The 14,337-nt window shown below is 71.8% G+C and carries 12 protein-coding genes; 4 read left to right on the top strand and 8 right to left on the bottom strand.

The window, feature by feature from the left end; genetic code table 11:
* Positions 1-18: 18 nt before the first annotated feature.
* The gene (locus OG344_RS10710; protein WP_405088085.1) at positions 19-1,218 is read left to right on the top strand and encodes a cytochrome P450; all 1,200 of its coding nucleotides are present in this window, start codon (positions 19-21) and stop codon (positions 1,216-1,218) included.
* 9 nt (positions 1,219-1,227) lie between these two features.
* On the opposite strand, the gene OG344_RS10705 is transcribed toward OG344_RS10710, so the two are convergent.
* The 3 genes from OG344_RS10705 to OG344_RS10695 are packed head-to-tail and all read right to left on the bottom strand — an operon-like array spanning position 1,228 to position 3,442.
* On the bottom strand, positions 1,228-2,082 hold the full coding sequence (locus tag OG344_RS10705; RefSeq protein WP_405088084.1) for an ABC transporter permease: 855 nt from the start codon (positions 2,080-2,082) through the stop codon (positions 1,228-1,230).
* A complete protein-coding gene (locus OG344_RS10700) occupies positions 2,079-3,035 on the bottom strand; it encodes an ABC transporter ATP-binding protein (protein WP_405088083.1) in 957 nt (318 codons plus the stop codon). The genes OG344_RS10705 and OG344_RS10700 overlap by 4 nt, the downstream gene beginning before the upstream one ends.
* 35 nt (positions 3,036-3,070) lie before the next feature.
* Positions 3,071-3,442, bottom strand: a complete 372-nt coding sequence (locus tag OG344_RS10695) for a hypothetical protein (protein ID WP_405088082.1) — start codon at positions 3,440-3,442, stop codon at positions 3,071-3,073.
* A gap of 322 nt (positions 3,443-3,764) precedes the next feature.
* Here OG344_RS10695 and OG344_RS10690 point away from each other — a divergent pair, with 322 nt between their 5' ends.
* Genes OG344_RS10690 through OG344_RS10680 form a run of 3 tightly spaced genes read left to right on the top strand, consistent with a single transcriptional unit; the run spans position 3,765 to position 6,072 of the window.
* Positions 3,765-5,033 carry a cytochrome P450 gene (locus tag OG344_RS10690; RefSeq protein ID WP_405088081.1) on the top strand — a complete coding sequence of 423 codons (1,269 nt, stop codon included), beginning with the start codon at positions 3,765-3,767 and terminating at the stop codon, positions 5,031-5,033.
* The gene (locus tag OG344_RS10685) at positions 5,030-5,890 is read left to right on the top strand and encodes a methyltransferase domain-containing protein (protein WP_405088080.1); all 861 of its coding nucleotides are present in this window, start codon (positions 5,030-5,032) and stop codon (positions 5,888-5,890) included. The genes OG344_RS10690 and OG344_RS10685 overlap by 4 nt, the downstream gene beginning before the upstream one ends.
* Positions 5,887-6,072 carry a hypothetical protein gene (locus OG344_RS10680; RefSeq protein WP_405088079.1) on the top strand — a complete coding sequence of 62 codons (186 nt, stop codon included), beginning with the start codon at positions 5,887-5,889 and terminating at the stop codon, positions 6,070-6,072. The genes OG344_RS10685 and OG344_RS10680 overlap by 4 nt, the downstream gene beginning before the upstream one ends.
* A 58-nt stretch (positions 6,073-6,130) precedes the next feature.
* On the opposite strand, the gene OG344_RS10675 is transcribed toward OG344_RS10680, so the two are convergent.
* The 5 genes from OG344_RS10675 to OG344_RS10655 all read right to left on the bottom strand — a co-directional run bounded on the left by OG344_RS10675 (position 6,131) and on the right by OG344_RS10655 (position 14,326).
* The gene (locus OG344_RS10675; RefSeq protein WP_405088078.1) at positions 6,131-6,472 is read right to left on the bottom strand and encodes a YciI family protein; all 342 of its coding nucleotides are present in this window, start codon (positions 6,470-6,472) and stop codon (positions 6,131-6,133) included.
* Positions 6,473-6,719: 247 nt separating this feature from the next.
* The gene (locus tag OG344_RS10670; protein WP_405088077.1) at positions 6,720-9,644 is read right to left on the bottom strand and encodes an NHLP bacteriocin export ABC transporter permease/ATPase subunit; all 2,925 of its coding nucleotides are present in this window, start codon (positions 9,642-9,644) and stop codon (positions 6,720-6,722) included.
* An 86-nt stretch (positions 9,645-9,730) separates the two neighbouring features.
* A complete protein-coding gene (locus tag OG344_RS10665; RefSeq protein WP_405088076.1) occupies positions 9,731-11,878 on the bottom strand; it encodes an NHLP family bacteriocin export ABC transporter peptidase/permease/ATPase subunit in 2,148 nt (715 codons plus the stop codon).
* A 241-nt stretch (positions 11,879-12,119) separates the two neighbouring features.
* A complete protein-coding gene (locus OG344_RS10660; RefSeq protein WP_405088075.1) occupies positions 12,120-12,932 on the bottom strand; it encodes an HlyD family efflux transporter periplasmic adaptor subunit in 813 nt (270 codons plus the stop codon).
* On the bottom strand, positions 12,929-14,326 hold the full coding sequence (locus OG344_RS10655; RefSeq protein ID WP_405088074.1) for a SagB family peptide dehydrogenase: 1,398 nt from the start codon (positions 14,324-14,326) through the stop codon (positions 12,929-12,931). The genes OG344_RS10660 and OG344_RS10655 overlap by 4 nt, the downstream gene beginning before the upstream one ends.
* Between the last annotated feature and the right edge of the window lie 11 nt (positions 14,327-14,337).

Below are 14,337 nucleotides of genomic sequence, written 5' to 3'. Positions count from 1 at the left end.
CGATCGGGAGGACACGCGATGTCGCTGCCCCGCCCCCTGCCCGGCGATCTGGCTCATCCGTTCTCGCCGCACGGCCGGGCCGACCCGTACCCGGCGTACCGATGGCTGCGGGCCAACGATCCGGTGCACTTCGACGTGACCTCACGCATGTGGCTGCTGACCCGCCACGCCGACTGCGTGCTGGCGCTGCGGGACCCGCGCTTCTCCGCGGCGCTCGGCCAGCGGGAACGGGTCAGGCAGGACGACCTGCCTCCGTCCATGCTCACCACCGACCCGCCCGAGCACCAGCGGCTCCGCTCGCCGGGCGCGCTGCTGATGGGGCCCGCGGCGGTACGGGGGGTGGCCGGCGGGATCTCGGACGAGGTCGACGCGTTGCTGGCCGGTCTGGCGGGACGGGCCGAGTTCGACGCGACGGCGGACATCGGCGAGCCGTTCGCGACGGGCGCCCTCGCCTGCCTGTTCGGGTTCCCGTCCGCCGACCGCCCGGCCTTCGCCGACCTGGCCCGCCGCACGTCGGTGAACCTGGACCCCCTGGCGGGCCCCCAGGCCGCCTCGGCGGGCCGGACGGCGATGGGAGAGCTGACCGCCTTCCTGGACGCCCGCGCCGACCGCGCCGCCGCGACCGGCGGGGCCGCGATCGCCGGGGACGTCCCCGCTTCGCCGTTCGGGCGGCTGGCGGCCGACAGGCGGCTGTCACGCGCGGAGATGCTCGGGATCGCCTCGTTGGCCGTGGTCGGGGGCTGGAAGCCGCTGGCCGAAATGGTCGGCAACGCGCTGCACCGGCTGCTGCCGCGGCCGGAGGTCGCCGAGATCGTGCGCGGGGACGGCGAAGCGGCGGTGACCGCCGTGGACGAGCTGCTGCGGCTGGAGTCGCCGATCCCGTTCACGGTCCGGGTGACGACCCAGGCGGTGGCTCTGGACGGGGACACGATCCCGGCCGGATCCCGGGTGCTCGCGCTGATCTCGGCGGCGAACCGGGACCCGGACGTGTTCGACCGGCCCGACGATCTGGTGGTGACCCGCTCGCCCAATCCACACCTCGCGTTCGGCGCCGGTACGCATCTGTGCCTGGGAGCTCCGCTGGTGAGGCAGGCCGGGGCGGCGCTGCTGAACGGCCTGCTGAACGCGTACCCCGGGCTGCACGCAGTGGGATCGCCGCCCGTGTGGTCCCCGTCGCTCGTGCCCCGCCGGCTGGAGAGGTTCACGCTCGCCCCCTGATTCCGGCCGTCACCGGACGTTGGGCCCGCGCCACCGGAACGTCAGCAGGCTCAGCACCAGCGCGGCCACGCACCACGCCCCGAGCACCGCCGCGATCCGGCCCAGCTCCCACGTGCCCGCGGGCTCCACAACAGCGAAGCTCTCCGGCAGGAACACCGACCGCAGGCCCTGGGTCATCCACTTCAGCGGGAACCACGCGGCGATCGTCTGCATCCAGGCCGGCAGCTGGCTGTAGGGGAAGAACACCCCGGAGATGAACTGCAGGACCAGGAACGGCAGGGTGACGATCGCGGGGGCCGACCGGGCGTTCGGGATGAGCGCGCTGAACGCCACGGCCAGCAGCGAGCAGGCCGTGGCGCCGAGGACCAGCACCCACATGAAGGTGAGCCAGTGGTCGACGGCGCCGGGCAGCGGCAGATGGAACAGCGTGACGCCGACCGCTATGAGGATCAACGCCTCCAGCACGCCGGTCACCACGACCCGCACGATCTTCCCGATGAAGTACGCGGACTTCGGCATGGGCGAGGATGCCAGCCTGCGGATCATGCCGGTGTCCCGCTCGATCGCGATGCTGATCGCCAGGCCGTTGAAGCTGACGCTCATGATGCCGCAGGCGATGATCCCGGCCACGAACACCTGCTTGAAGTCCGTGTGCGTGCCTGGGACGGTTCCGGAGAAGATCGAACCCAGCACCACGAGCAGCACCACCGGCAGCAGCAGCGTGAAGAACAGCGACTGCCGGTTGCGGAAGAACGACTTCAGCTCCACGGACGACCGGGCCACCGACGCCCGCCACAGACCCGACCCGGTCGCCGGGGTCGTGCGCTCGGCGGGCCTGGCCACGGCCGTTTCCGGAATGGTCATCGATCGGCCCCCTGGTTCTCACGGATGAGCTTGAGATAGACGTCCTCGAGCGTGGGGCGCTGGACCCGCAGGTCCGGCAGCTCGTGTACGCCCGCCTCCGCGGCCCAGGGGAGGATCGCGGCCAGGGCCTGCGTCGGGTTGTGGGTGTGCAGCGTGACGACGCCGTCGTCCGGGCCTGCCGACGGGTCGACCAGCGCGTCCGCGGGCAGCTGCGGAAGGGGCACGCGGACCAGGCCACCGGTGCGAGTGAAGCTCACCACCGCCGGGATGTCGCGCCGGCCGCCCAGGTCGGCGACGGGACCGGTCTCGACGACCCGGCCCGCCACGATGACGGCTGCCCGCTGGGCCAGCGCCTCCACCTCGTCCAAGTAGTGCGTGGTCAGCACGGTGGTTTTGCCCTGTTCTGAGAAGTACCGCACCAGCTCCCAGGCCTCCTGCCTGGCCTCGGGGTCGAGCCCGGTGGTCGGCTCGTCGAGGAAGATCAGGTCTGGGTCGCCGACGATCCCCACGGCGACGTCCAGGCGGCGCAGCTGGCCGCCGGACAGCGTCTGCGCCTGCTTGCGCTCCTGCTTGCCGAGGCCCACCATCTCGATGGCCTGCCCGGCGGGGAGTGGTGCCGGGTAGAACGCCGCGAAGTGGTCGACGACCTCACGCACCGTGAGGTCGGAGTAGGCGCCGGTGCTCTGCGGCACGATGCCGAGCCTCGCGCGCCACTCCGGCGTGTCCTCGGCCGGGTCCCGGCCGAGGACACGTACGTCGCCACTCGTCCTCCGGCGAACCCCCTCGAGGATCTCGACTGTGGTCGTCTTTCCCGCGCCATTCGGCCCCAGCAGGGCGAAGACCTCACCGGGTCGAACGTCCAGGTCGACATTCTCCACGGCGTGGGCGGCACCGTACCGCTTCTGCAGCCCACGCACATGAATGGGGTTCGTCTGATCAACGTCAGTGGCCATGACCTCTTCTCCGTCTCGTGTACCGCCGGAAATGATCAGGTGCAGCAGCAGCAGGGGCAGCAGCAGCAGTTGATGTCGCCCGCCGCGATCGCGTCGAGGTCGCCCTCGCTCAGCTCGGCCATGTCGATCTGCGGGGTCTCCGGGACGTGGAACTCGAAGTTCCCGGTCTCAAGGCCGCGCTCCCACAGGCTGACCTGCACGTCGAGGTTGCTGTCGTGGGCGCCCTCGGGGACGTTGCGGACCAGCTGGATCGTGGCGCCCGCCGGCACCTCCAACCCGGCCTCGGCGAGGGCTTCGCGCGGGTTGCTGTCGAGCTTGGCCGAGAATTCCTCGCTCGACCAGGCGGTGATCAGGATGCGGGTGTAGGCGTTTACGAATTCCGTCCGCTCTCTGGGATTCAGGGCCATTGATTCCTCCTGGAGCCTATCGCCGTCGCGGCGCGGCGCGCCGTCTCGGAACGAAGTCTTACACGCCCGAATTCCGCTGCCCAGACTTAATTTCCGAAGGCTTCAGATTAAGCATTGAGAGACCTTCGGCCGGAGAGTAACCTACAACTGGATCAGCAGGAAAAATACGGCCCTCGAGTACGTATTCCGATCCCTCGAAATACGTACAACAAATAGCGGACTGCGTAATTGATTCGGAGAGTCCATGGCCGGGACGTACGTATCACCGTCACTGTCACCCCGACTGCCGCCCGGGCCAGGCGGCACCCAGAGCCTGCGCGCCATGCGCGACGTGCCACTGGAGTTCGTCACCGCGATGGCCGCGTACGGTGACGTCACCCGGCACGACGCCGACGGCGAGCCGGTCTACATGCTCAACCGGCCCGACCTGGCCCGCCACGTCCTGAAGGAGAACGGGGCCAACTACACCAAGGACCGCACCCCCGACGACGCCATGCTCCGTCCGCTGCTCGGCAACGGGCTGCTGACCAGCAACGGGAAGGAGTGGGCGGCGCAGCGCAGGATGTGCGCGCCCGCCTTCCGGCTCACCGAGGTGGAGCGGTTCGACCAGGTCGTCACCGACGCGGCCGGCCATCTGCTGGACCGCTGGAGCGACGGGCCGGACGGCCGGGCCGTGCGCGTCGACCACGACCTGACGGCGCTCACTCTCACGGTCCTCGTCAGGGCCATGCTCGGCACCGACGTCGGTGCCATCGGCGCGGGGTTCGGCCGCGCCGTGGACGCGGTCAACCGCTTCATCGGCCACTACGTACCGACCGGCGACCCGGACCCCGCGGACACGGCCAGGCGGTACGCCGGGTTCCAGCGGGCGCGCGCGTTCCTCGACCAGGTGACCCGGGTCATCATCGCGGCCCGCCGCAGCGGCGGAGGTGACGGGGACGACCTGCTCGCCTCGATGCTCGCCGCCGGGCACGCGATGTCCGACATCGACCTGCGCGACCAGGTGCTGACGATCGTCATGGCCGGCCACGAGACCACGGCGAAGGCGCTGACCTGGACGCTCTACCTGCTGGACCGGCACAGGGACGCGGCACGCGCGGTGTACGCCGAGATCGACGAGGTGCTGGGCGGGCGGCCGCCGACCGCCGGGGACCTGCCACGGCTGGCGGCGTGCCGGCGGGCGATCCAGGAGGCCATGCGGCTCTACCCACCCGTCTGGCTCATCTCGCGCCGCTCCGTCGAGGCCGACGTCATCGACGGTTACGACGTGCCCGCCGGGACGCTGGTGTGCATCAGCCCGTGGACGCTGCACCGGGACCCGAGGTACTGGGACGAGCCGGATGCGTACCGGCCCGAGCGGTTCACGCCGGAGCGGCTGGCGCGTCAACTCAGCCATCAGTACCTGCCGTTCGGCGGCGGGCCGCGGATCTGCATCGGGCGGCACTTCGCGCTGGTCGAGGCGGTGCTCGCGCTCGCGGTGCTGCTTCAGCGGCTGCGTCTGGAGCTGGTCGAGGGCTTCCCGGTCGAGCCGGAGGCGCTGGTCACCCTGCGGCCCAGGCACGGCATGATGATGATCCCGAGGCCGCGATGACGACGTCTCCCGTACGCGTCGACGCGGGCAGGGCCGGCTCGTACGACGCCGCCAGCACGACGTGGGGCGGCCTGGACGGCGAGCTGGCCCGGCTGGAGGCCCAGGCGGCGCTCTCCTTCGACGAGGAACTGCGCCTCCTGCGCGACCTCGGCCTGACCAGGGCCGGGCCACTGCTTGAGCTGGGCGCGGGCTCTGGCGCCGTCACCCATAGGCTGCGCGCCGCCGAGCCGGGGCTGCCCGTCGTGGCCGCCGACATCGACGCGGGTCTGCTGGCGCACGCCGCCGGCGCCGGGGCGCCGCTGCTGGCGGGCGACGCCGCCCGGTTGCCGTTGCGTACGGGATGCGTCGGCGGGGTTCTGCTCCGCTACGTACTGCAGCACGTCGCCGACCCGGTGCCGGTGCTCGCCGAGGCGCTGCGCGTGCTGCGCCCCGGCGGGGTGCTGGCCGTCGTCGAGGTCGACAGCATGCTGTGGGGGCTGGCCGATCCGATGTACGCCGAGGTCAGCTCGGTGCACCGGGCGATGGCCGCCGCCCAGCGCGACGCCGGGGGCGACCGCCAGATCGGCAGGAAGCTGACCCGGCTGCTCCGGCGGGCCGGTTTCGCCGACGTCGCGCTCCGCCCCTTCGCCACCACCAACGACGACCGTCCGACGGACGCCTTCGCGCCGCACCTCGGGCCGGAGCGCCTGGTTCCGCTCGTCGCGTCGGGCGCGCTGTCGATGGCCCAGCTCGCGCTGGCGGCCGACAGGTGGAGGCGGTTCCTGGCCGACCCGGACGCGTGGGTCATGCTGCTCGGCTTCATCGTCACCGGGACCGCACCGGGCGGCCCGGACGTATCTCATGAGAGGAAGCAATGAGCCCGTTCTGGAAGATCTTCATCGCCATCTTCTGCTACATCGCCGGCATCGTCGGCCTCGGCCTGGCCGTGCTGAACGCCAGCGAGAAGCCCCCCGCGACGACCCTCGCGGTGGTTTACGGCGTCGTCGGGGTGGTGTTCCTCGCCGGCGGCATCGTCCTGAGCCGCCGGCCGCGTTACTGACCGCGCGGGCGGCTGTCGCCGGGGCACCCTTCTGGCCCGGCGGCGGCCGGGGCGCCGCTCAGGCGGGATCGCAGAGCCGGATCTCCACGATGTCGCCAGGGGCGTACGGCATCTTCCTGGCCCACGCCTCCGCCTCCTCGGCGGACTGCACGTCGATGACCCAGACGCCGCCGATCTGCTCGCGGCCGACAGCGTACGGGCCCGTGACGGCGGGACCCTCGGGACGGACCAGCTTGGCCGTGCCCGACCGGGTGAGTCCCGCGCCGAACTTCACGACGACACCCCCCTCGACCATCGAGCGGCCGAACTGGCGATGCGCCTCGGCCATCTGCTCTCGCTCGTTCTCGGTGAAGGAGTCCCAGAGCATCTCGTCGCCATGTATCAGTAGAACGAAATCCACTCGTCGTCCTCTCTTTCGGATCCTGCTCCGCGAGCGGATCGCCGCATGACGTGCCGGCCCCGGCGGTGCGATGGGGTGCGGTGCGGGCGGGGCCACCGAGGCAGGTCCGTCCACGCTGTCATCCTGCACGTTCGCGGCGACGCAGCTCAACCCGGTCCCCCGGCCTGCGCGGCAGGCGCTCCGACCAGGCGACGGCGTCCTGCTCCGACTTCCATCGCCCATCCTTGCTGACAGTAATGTTTATCAGTCAGATCTGCCGTCTGGCCAGACGCGCGAACAGGCCGTCGGAGTCCGCGAGCAGTTCGTCGTAGCCGCCCTGCTGCACGATCTGGCCGCCGTCCATCACGACGATCTTGTCGGCCTCCCTGATGGTGGACAGGCGGTGGGCGATGACGATGCGGGTGGCGTTCATCTGGCGCGTGCTCTCGGCCACCACGTTCTGCGCCGGGTTGTCCAGGGCGCTCGTGGCCTCGTCGAAGAAGACGATGCGCGGCCGGGACACCAGGGCCCGGGCGATCATGATGCGCTGCCGCTGTCCACCGGACAGGGTGTTGGTCCCCTCCGACAGGACCGTGTGCATGCCCATCGGCATCGCCGCGATGTCGTCGGCGATGCCGGCCATGGCCGCGGCGTCCCAGGCGTGGTCGATCGTGTGGTTGGTGCTGCCCACGATGTTCTGCCGGATGTCCCCGGCGAGCAGGGCGCCGTTCTGCAGGACGACGCCGCACTGCCGCCGCACCGCCCCGATGTCGAGCTCGGCCAGGTCCTGGCCGTCGTACAGAACGGTGCCCGCGACCGGCTCCTCGAACCCGAGCAGCAGGCGCAGGACCGTGGACTTTCCGCTGCCCGTCGGGCCGACGATGCCGACGAACTCCCCCGGCTCGACGGACAGGTCGATGTCGCTGAGCACGAGCGGACCGTCCTCGCCGTACCGGAACGAGACTCGGGACAGGCTGATGCGGCCGGACAGGTCGCCCGGGTCGGCCTTACCCGGGCGCTCCTCGGGCTCGGCCACCAGCACCGGGCCGAGCTTCTCCAGCATCGGCACCACGCTCATCGCGGTGATGGCGGCGCCGGTGAACTGCAGCACCGAGGCGATGAGCAGGTTGAACGCGGCGAAGAACGCGAGAAACGCGGGCACGCCGAGCGCCCCCTGCAGCGGCCCGCCCGCGACCGCGAAGATGATCAGCGTGCAGACCAGGGGGAACCCCGCGTTGAACGTGGTCACCAGGTTCTGCAGCCGCCGGGCCGACGCCGACGTGCCGCGTGTCCGCAGGAACTCCCGGGTCCACACGCTGAACGCCTGGTCCTCGGCCGCCGCCACCCGCAGTTTCGGGACGGCCGCGAGCAACTGGAACACCCGTGAGGACAGCCGCTGCTCCTGCTCGTACAGGCGGCGCTGCAGGCGCACCTCGAAGAAGCCGGCGACGACGCACACCAGCACGCTGATCAGCACGAGCAACGTCGCGATCAGCGCCATCCGGACGTCGTAGAAGTAGACGAGCACGAGGTTGGCCAGCCCGGCGAAGAGCCCGAGCGTCGCCGTGGTCATGACGCCCGACAGCATCTCCTGCGCGGCGCTGACGCCCAGCACCGTGGTGCCGAGCTCGCCGGTGGAGTAACGGCCGAAGAACGTGGCGGGCAGCGACAGCAGGCGCGTCCAGGCGCCCGCCTGCAGCCGGGCCGTCGACCGCCCCTCGATGCGCAACGCGGCGACGTTCTGCACGATCGACAGCGCGGCGGCCACGAACGCGCCCCCGATGACCAGCAGCGCCCCCTCGACGATCAGGTCCCGCTGGGCGGCGGCCACGAACGTGCCGAGGACGAGCCCTGTCATCGCGGGCACCAGCAGGCCGATGATCGCCACCAGTGTCCCGAGCGACGTCAGCACCCAGAAGTCGCGGGCGTTGCGGGCGAGCCCGAACCGCAGCAGCCCGGCCACCGAGCGCACCTCTCTCGGCAGCGGCCGGTAGAGCACCTCGGCCCGGTTGGACAGCGTCGCGGCGACCGCGCGGGTGACCGGGGTGACCCGGTTCTGGCCCGGCTGCGCGACCACGTAGTGCGAGCCGATGGGCAGCAGCGCCACCGGCGTCTCGTCGCCCTTGCGGAAGCCGACCATCGGACCGAGATCCCTCTTCCACCAGGCGCCGTCCAGCCGCACCGACCTGGTGCGCACACCGGACGCCAGCGCGATCGCCTGCAGCGGGTCCGTCCGGGCGCCGTGACTGCTCCCGGGCGGCGGCGCGCTGACATGGAAGCCCCCGTGTGACGCCACCAGCCGCGCCGCGGCCAGCGTGGGGGAGTCGGCGGTGACGTCGGCCAGCCGCACCCGCGCCTCGGTGTCGCGCACCAGCGCGTCGAATCCCTGCCGGGCCGCGCGCAGGGTGCCGGCCTCCCGCTCGTTCCTGCGGGCCAGCATCCCCTGCTCGCGTACGCCCTGCCGCTCGACGCGGCGGTCCACCGTGTAGAGGAACCGGGTGGTGTGCTCCACCCACCGGTGCCAGATCGTCTCGTCGGCGAGGAGTTCCCAGGTGGTCTTCGCGCGCAGCCGGGCGGGCCCGAGGGAGACTAGCCAGTCCCGCTCGGTCACACAGATCTCGGCGCCCCCGGTGAGACGGCCGGCGAGACCCTCGGGATTCTCGACAGTGCCCTCCTCGACGGTGACCCAGCACACGCCGTCCACCGACCGGGCGGCCACGCCACCGGCCAGCTCGGTGGACTCGCCGGGAGACAGGGGAACGAACTCGCGTGGTGGCAGCCTGTCCCGCATCGCCTGCGCCAGCGACACGATGCCGGCCTCCAAGCCGTGGACGAACTGCTTGACAGCGAGGCCGTACTCCGCGGTGGGCTGCGTGCCGGACCGGCCGGTCGCCGACAGCCCCCGCAGCTTGGCGAGGGGCATGCTGGACACCCGGGTGCCCGGCACCGGACGGCCCACGATGCTGTGCCTGGGACCTTTGGGGGCGCCGAGCAGCAGCGCGCCCTGGCGCAGCCGGCACAGGAAGTTCCACCGGCCCACCGGCCGGCCGTTCTCCAGCCGTACGGCGAACAGGTCGACCGCGCCCTGCTCGACGAGGAGCACCTCCCGCAGGTCGGACAGGACGAGCAGGCGGTCGGCCGAGTAGTCCACGGGCGTCGCCGCCCTTGTGAAGAACGGCGCGAAAACGGTCACCGGCGCACCATCTCTCTCGCAGGCTCTCTCACCAGCACCGCTGCGGCGCTTCGGACACGGCGGCGCCCCGGGGCGGTTCGGTCACGTCAACCTCCGTTACGTTGGGCGTTCTCGATGAGCTCGGCGTAGTGGCCCCCGAGGGCGACCAGCTCCTCGTGGCGGCCACGCTCGACCACCTCACCCTGGTCGAGCACGAGAATCTCGTCGGCGTCCCTGACAGTGGACAGGCGGTGCGCGATGATCAGGCAGCCGCATCCGCGCCGACGCAGGTTGTCGGCGATGATCCGCTCTGTCTCCGGGTCGAGCGCGCTGGTCGCCTCGTCCAGAATCAGCAGGGTCGGCTGCACCGACAGCGCCCGGGCCAGCTCCAGCCGCTGCCGCTGGCCGCCGCTGAAGTTGCGGCCGCCCTCCCGCACGGTGCTGTTCAGTCCTCCCGGGCGGGCGCCGATCAGATCGAAGATGGCGGCGTCGCGGAGCGCCTCGACCACCACCTCGTCGCTGATGTCGTCGCTCCACAGCGTGAGGTTGTCTCGTACGGTCCCCTCGAACAGGGTGATGTCCTGGTCGACGTACGCCACGGACGCGGCGGCGACCGGCCGGGGCAGTTCCTCCCTTGGACGGCCGTCCAGCAGCACCCGCCCCGACCCCGGCGGATACACCCCCGCCGCGAGCTTGCCGACGGTGGACTTGCCGCTGCCCGAGTTCCCGACGATCGCCACCCGACGGCCGGACACCACGGAGAACGACAGGTTCTTGATCACCGGGGCGGCGATGGCGTTGTAGCCGAAGGACACGTTCTCGAACTCCAGGCAGCCGTCGAGGCGCCCGCGGCCCGGCGTCTCGGGCCGCTCCCGCCGCTTGAAGGCGTGCGCGACCGGATAACGCTCCACGTCGTACAGGCGGCTGATGTCAGCCGAGATGTCCTGGAGCCGGCCGCCCAGGTTGGTCAACTGTGTCACCGGCCGCGACAGCGCGCCGAGGAGCGTCTGGAAGGCCACCAGGATGCCGACGCTGATCACCCCGTCGACCACCCGTAGCCCGCCGATGAGCAGGATGAGCCCGCTGTTGATCCCCGCCAGCAGCGGGGGCACCACGGTGAGCGTGGCGGTGGCCACGCCGAGCCGCTGCTTGGCGCTGACGACCTTGGCCAGGAACCCGGCCCAGCGCTGGAACGCGGTCGGCTCGGCGCCGGTCGCCTTGACGGTCTCGATCAGCTGGAGGGTGTTGAAGGTCGTGGAGGTGAGGTTGCCGAGGTCGGCGCGGAGCGCCGCCGCCGCGTCCTTACGTGCCCGGGAGACGTGCCGCAGCACGAGGATGTTGAGCAGCGCCATGGCCACCCCGACCAGGCCGAGCAGCAGGTCGTACCGGATCAGGACGGCGGCGTAGAACAGCACGAGCACCAGGTTGACGACGGTGATCGCCAGGTCCCGGGAGAGGATCTCGGCGACCGTGTCGTTGGCCTGGACCCGCTTGGCGACCTCGGCAGGGCGGCGCTGCAGGAAGAATTCCACCGGCAGCCGCAGCAGATGCCGGAAGAACCGGGCCGAGCTCACCAGGCCGAGCCGGATCTCCAGCCTGAGCAGGTAGTGCCGCTGCACCGAGGTGAGCACGAACGCCGCGAGCGCCGTCACACCCATCGCCAGCAGCAGCGGCAGCAGGTAGCCGGGCTCGCGGCCGGACAGGATCCGGTCGATGTAGACCCGGCTGAACGCCGGCCCGACAATGCCCGGCACCACCAGCAGCAGGCTGGCGAGCAGGACCAGCGGCAGGGCCCGGCCCGACGGCATCCACCGCGACAGCAGCGCCTGGCCGACACGGGTGGGATGACCGCTGGGCGTGAAGTCGGGGCCGGGCTCGAACGTCAGCACCACCCCGGTGAACCCGGAGTCGAAGTCGGCCCAGTCGATCATACGGGGGCCGCCGGCCGGATCGTTGACCGCGACGGCCTTCCTGCCGAACCGGGTCCGCACCCCCTCCACCACCATGAAGTGCTGGAACGCCCAGAAGATGATGGCCGGCTTGACGACGGTCGCCAGGTCCTCGGCCTCCATCTGGAAGCCTCTGGCGATCAGGCCGTAGCGGCGGGCCGCGGCGATGACGCTGGAGGCCTTGGCCCCGTCACGGGAGACGCCGCAGGCCGACCGCAGCTCCTCCAGGGGAACGAACTTCCCATAGTAGGCGAGGACCATCGCGAGGGCGGCGGCGCCGCACTCCACCGCCTCCATCTGGATCACGGTCGGCGTGCTGCTGCGCCACCGCCACCGGCGCCGCCGAGGGCCACCCCGTGCGGCCGGGCGCCGCGGCGCCGGCGCGTCGGCGGACCCCGGAGACTCGGGAGTCCGGGGCGGCATTGCCGTGGCCTGGCTCATCGTTGTCTCCTCCGGAGGAGGTTCTCTCTGGTCGTGCTCGCCGCACCGTGCGGACGTCCGATCCGTGGTCGCCGCCGGTCGGCGCTCATCCGTGCCATGCCGCGCCTCAGCGTCCGAGGAGCAGGTCGAAGAGCGTCTGACTGCCCAGACCGATCGAGCCTGTGACGTTCACCTGTGACTGGAGTCGCACCGGCGGCCCCGCCTTCGTGGACCAGGCGTATCCGGACGCCGTGCGCGGATCCCGGTCCAGGTCAACGATCACCAACCGGGGCGGGGTGCCCTTCAGGTACGCCCGCGCCGCCGCCTCCCCACCGACCAGGTCGGACAGTTCCTCAAGCACCAGCGGATACGTGCCGACCGACGCGACCCGGCCGCGCAGCAGCCCGAACGATCCCGGCGGCGCCGTGGAGACCGCGATGTCGACCGCCCGGCCGGGGACCACGCCCAGCGTCTGGTCGGCCGGCACGAACAGCATCGCCACCAGCCGGTCGTCCGGGGCGTCGGTGCGCTCCACGGTCAGCAGGTTCTCGCCGACGGCGACCATGTGCCCGTCGTCGACCGCCGCGGCCACCACGTGCCCGGTGAACGGGCTGGTGACCAGGTGCGGCTGACCGCTCACGGGGGTGATCTCGGCCACGAGCTGGCCCTGGGTGACCGAGTCGTCGGGGTGGACGAACAGCTTGCGGACCATCCCCGAGTAGGGGCTCTGCATCAGGGCGGTACCGCCGGGATGGGTGAGCAGGCCGGCGGCGGACACGTTGATCGGCAGCCGGCCGACGAAGGCCCACACGGTGACACCCGCGACGACGATGAGCACCACGAACGTGGCGATCCAGCCGCGGGGGGAGGCCAGCAGGGTCGGCGAGTCGAGCTCGTCGGGCTCCCGCATCCGCTGCAGTGCCTTGAACCGGAATCTCATGCTCCCCGCCTGCTGCCGACGACCAGCTCGCCGACGCTTCCCTCGGTGAGATAGTCGAGCCCGCTCGCCGTGGCGAAGTCGGTGGCGTCTCCCCCGCCGAGGCCACACACCGCGAGGCCCATGGCGGTGCCGACGAGGTAGAGCGTCTGGTAGAGCACGCCCACGTGCTTGAGCACAAGGGAGTAGGCGATCGTCTCGTACTTCCACATCACCCGGCCGAACCGCGCGCTGACCACGAGCAGCACCTGCGGGTCGGCCTCCATCACCGCCGCCGCCCTGGCCCGGTCCACCAGGATCCCAGTCGCCGGGCCGGGCTCGGCCACTCGCTCCAGTGCGTGGTCGGCCGTGTCGTAGTGCCACAGGCCCGGTTCGACGCCCTGGCAGGAGACCACCAGCGGGTAGAGCTCCAGCTCGTGGACGGATCCCCCGGACGGGTACGGCCGGTCGGCGAGCTGCTGCCCGTCGTCCCCGGTGAAGACATCGCGCCGCCGCATCGACCGGTACAGCAGCTCGCCGAGCTCCCTGACCGTGATCGGCTCGGCGGGGTCGTGCTCGCGCACGGAGCGGCGGCGCTCCAGGGCTTCGGTGAGGGGCGGGTCGGCCTTGGCGACCAGCTCCAGGTCGGGCCGCGGCAGCGGGATCCGGGAACCGCCGAACGCCGGAGGAGACGCGGGCTCAGGCCCGAACCGGGATCGCAGCGGGTAGGACCCGCCATACCTCGCGGCGACCCGGGGGCCCCGGCTGTGCGCGTGCAGCCACAGGTCGCGGGGGGACCACTGGGCGTGCGAGCGATCGTCCTCCTCTCCGGTGCGGGTGAGCAGGCCGGCCCCGGCGAAGAACCGCAGCGCGCGCTCGTCCCCGGGCAGTTCGGCCGGGGTGGTCCAGTCGGCCAGCGCGCCGAGGAGCCCGGCGGCGGCCGGGGCCAGCTCGACCACGCCGGGGTGCCGCGGGGAGCGCACGGTGAGCACGCCGTCCTCGGCGGTGGCGACGGCGAAGCGCGACAGCCGCACCCTGGTGTCCGGGTCGAGGGGCGCGGCGGGCTCCACCGGGCCGGTGCCGGCGGGCCGCAGCCGGACGCCGTCCGCGGCATACTCCAGCAGGCCGTTCATCGCCAGTTGGCGCAGCAGCATGTTCCACCGCAGCAGCCCCGCCAAGCCGTCGCCCGCGACGACCGTCGCCGTGAGATCCGCCTCGGTCACATCGGCGGTGGCCAGCGCCGACAGCGCCGCCTTCGCTCCGGGCGGAAGATCGCGCAGCCGCAGCGTGCCCGCCGGCCCGCTCACCCCCAGCCGGCCGTCGGCCTCCGAGAGCTCGGCGTCGCGCCGGAGCCGGAGCCCGTCCGCCGGGCGGTCGTGAGCCGGGGTCGCGGCTCCGGGAGCCGTGTGAGTCACCATGTCCCTCCAAA

This window comes from Microbispora sp. NBC_01389 (genome assembly GCF_045040095.1).
Lineage (GTDB): Bacteria > Actinomycetota > Actinomycetes > Streptosporangiales > Streptosporangiaceae > Microbispora.
The sequence above is the reverse complement of the archived record's forward strand: the minus strand, read 5'-3'. Positions and strand labels throughout refer to the sequence as shown.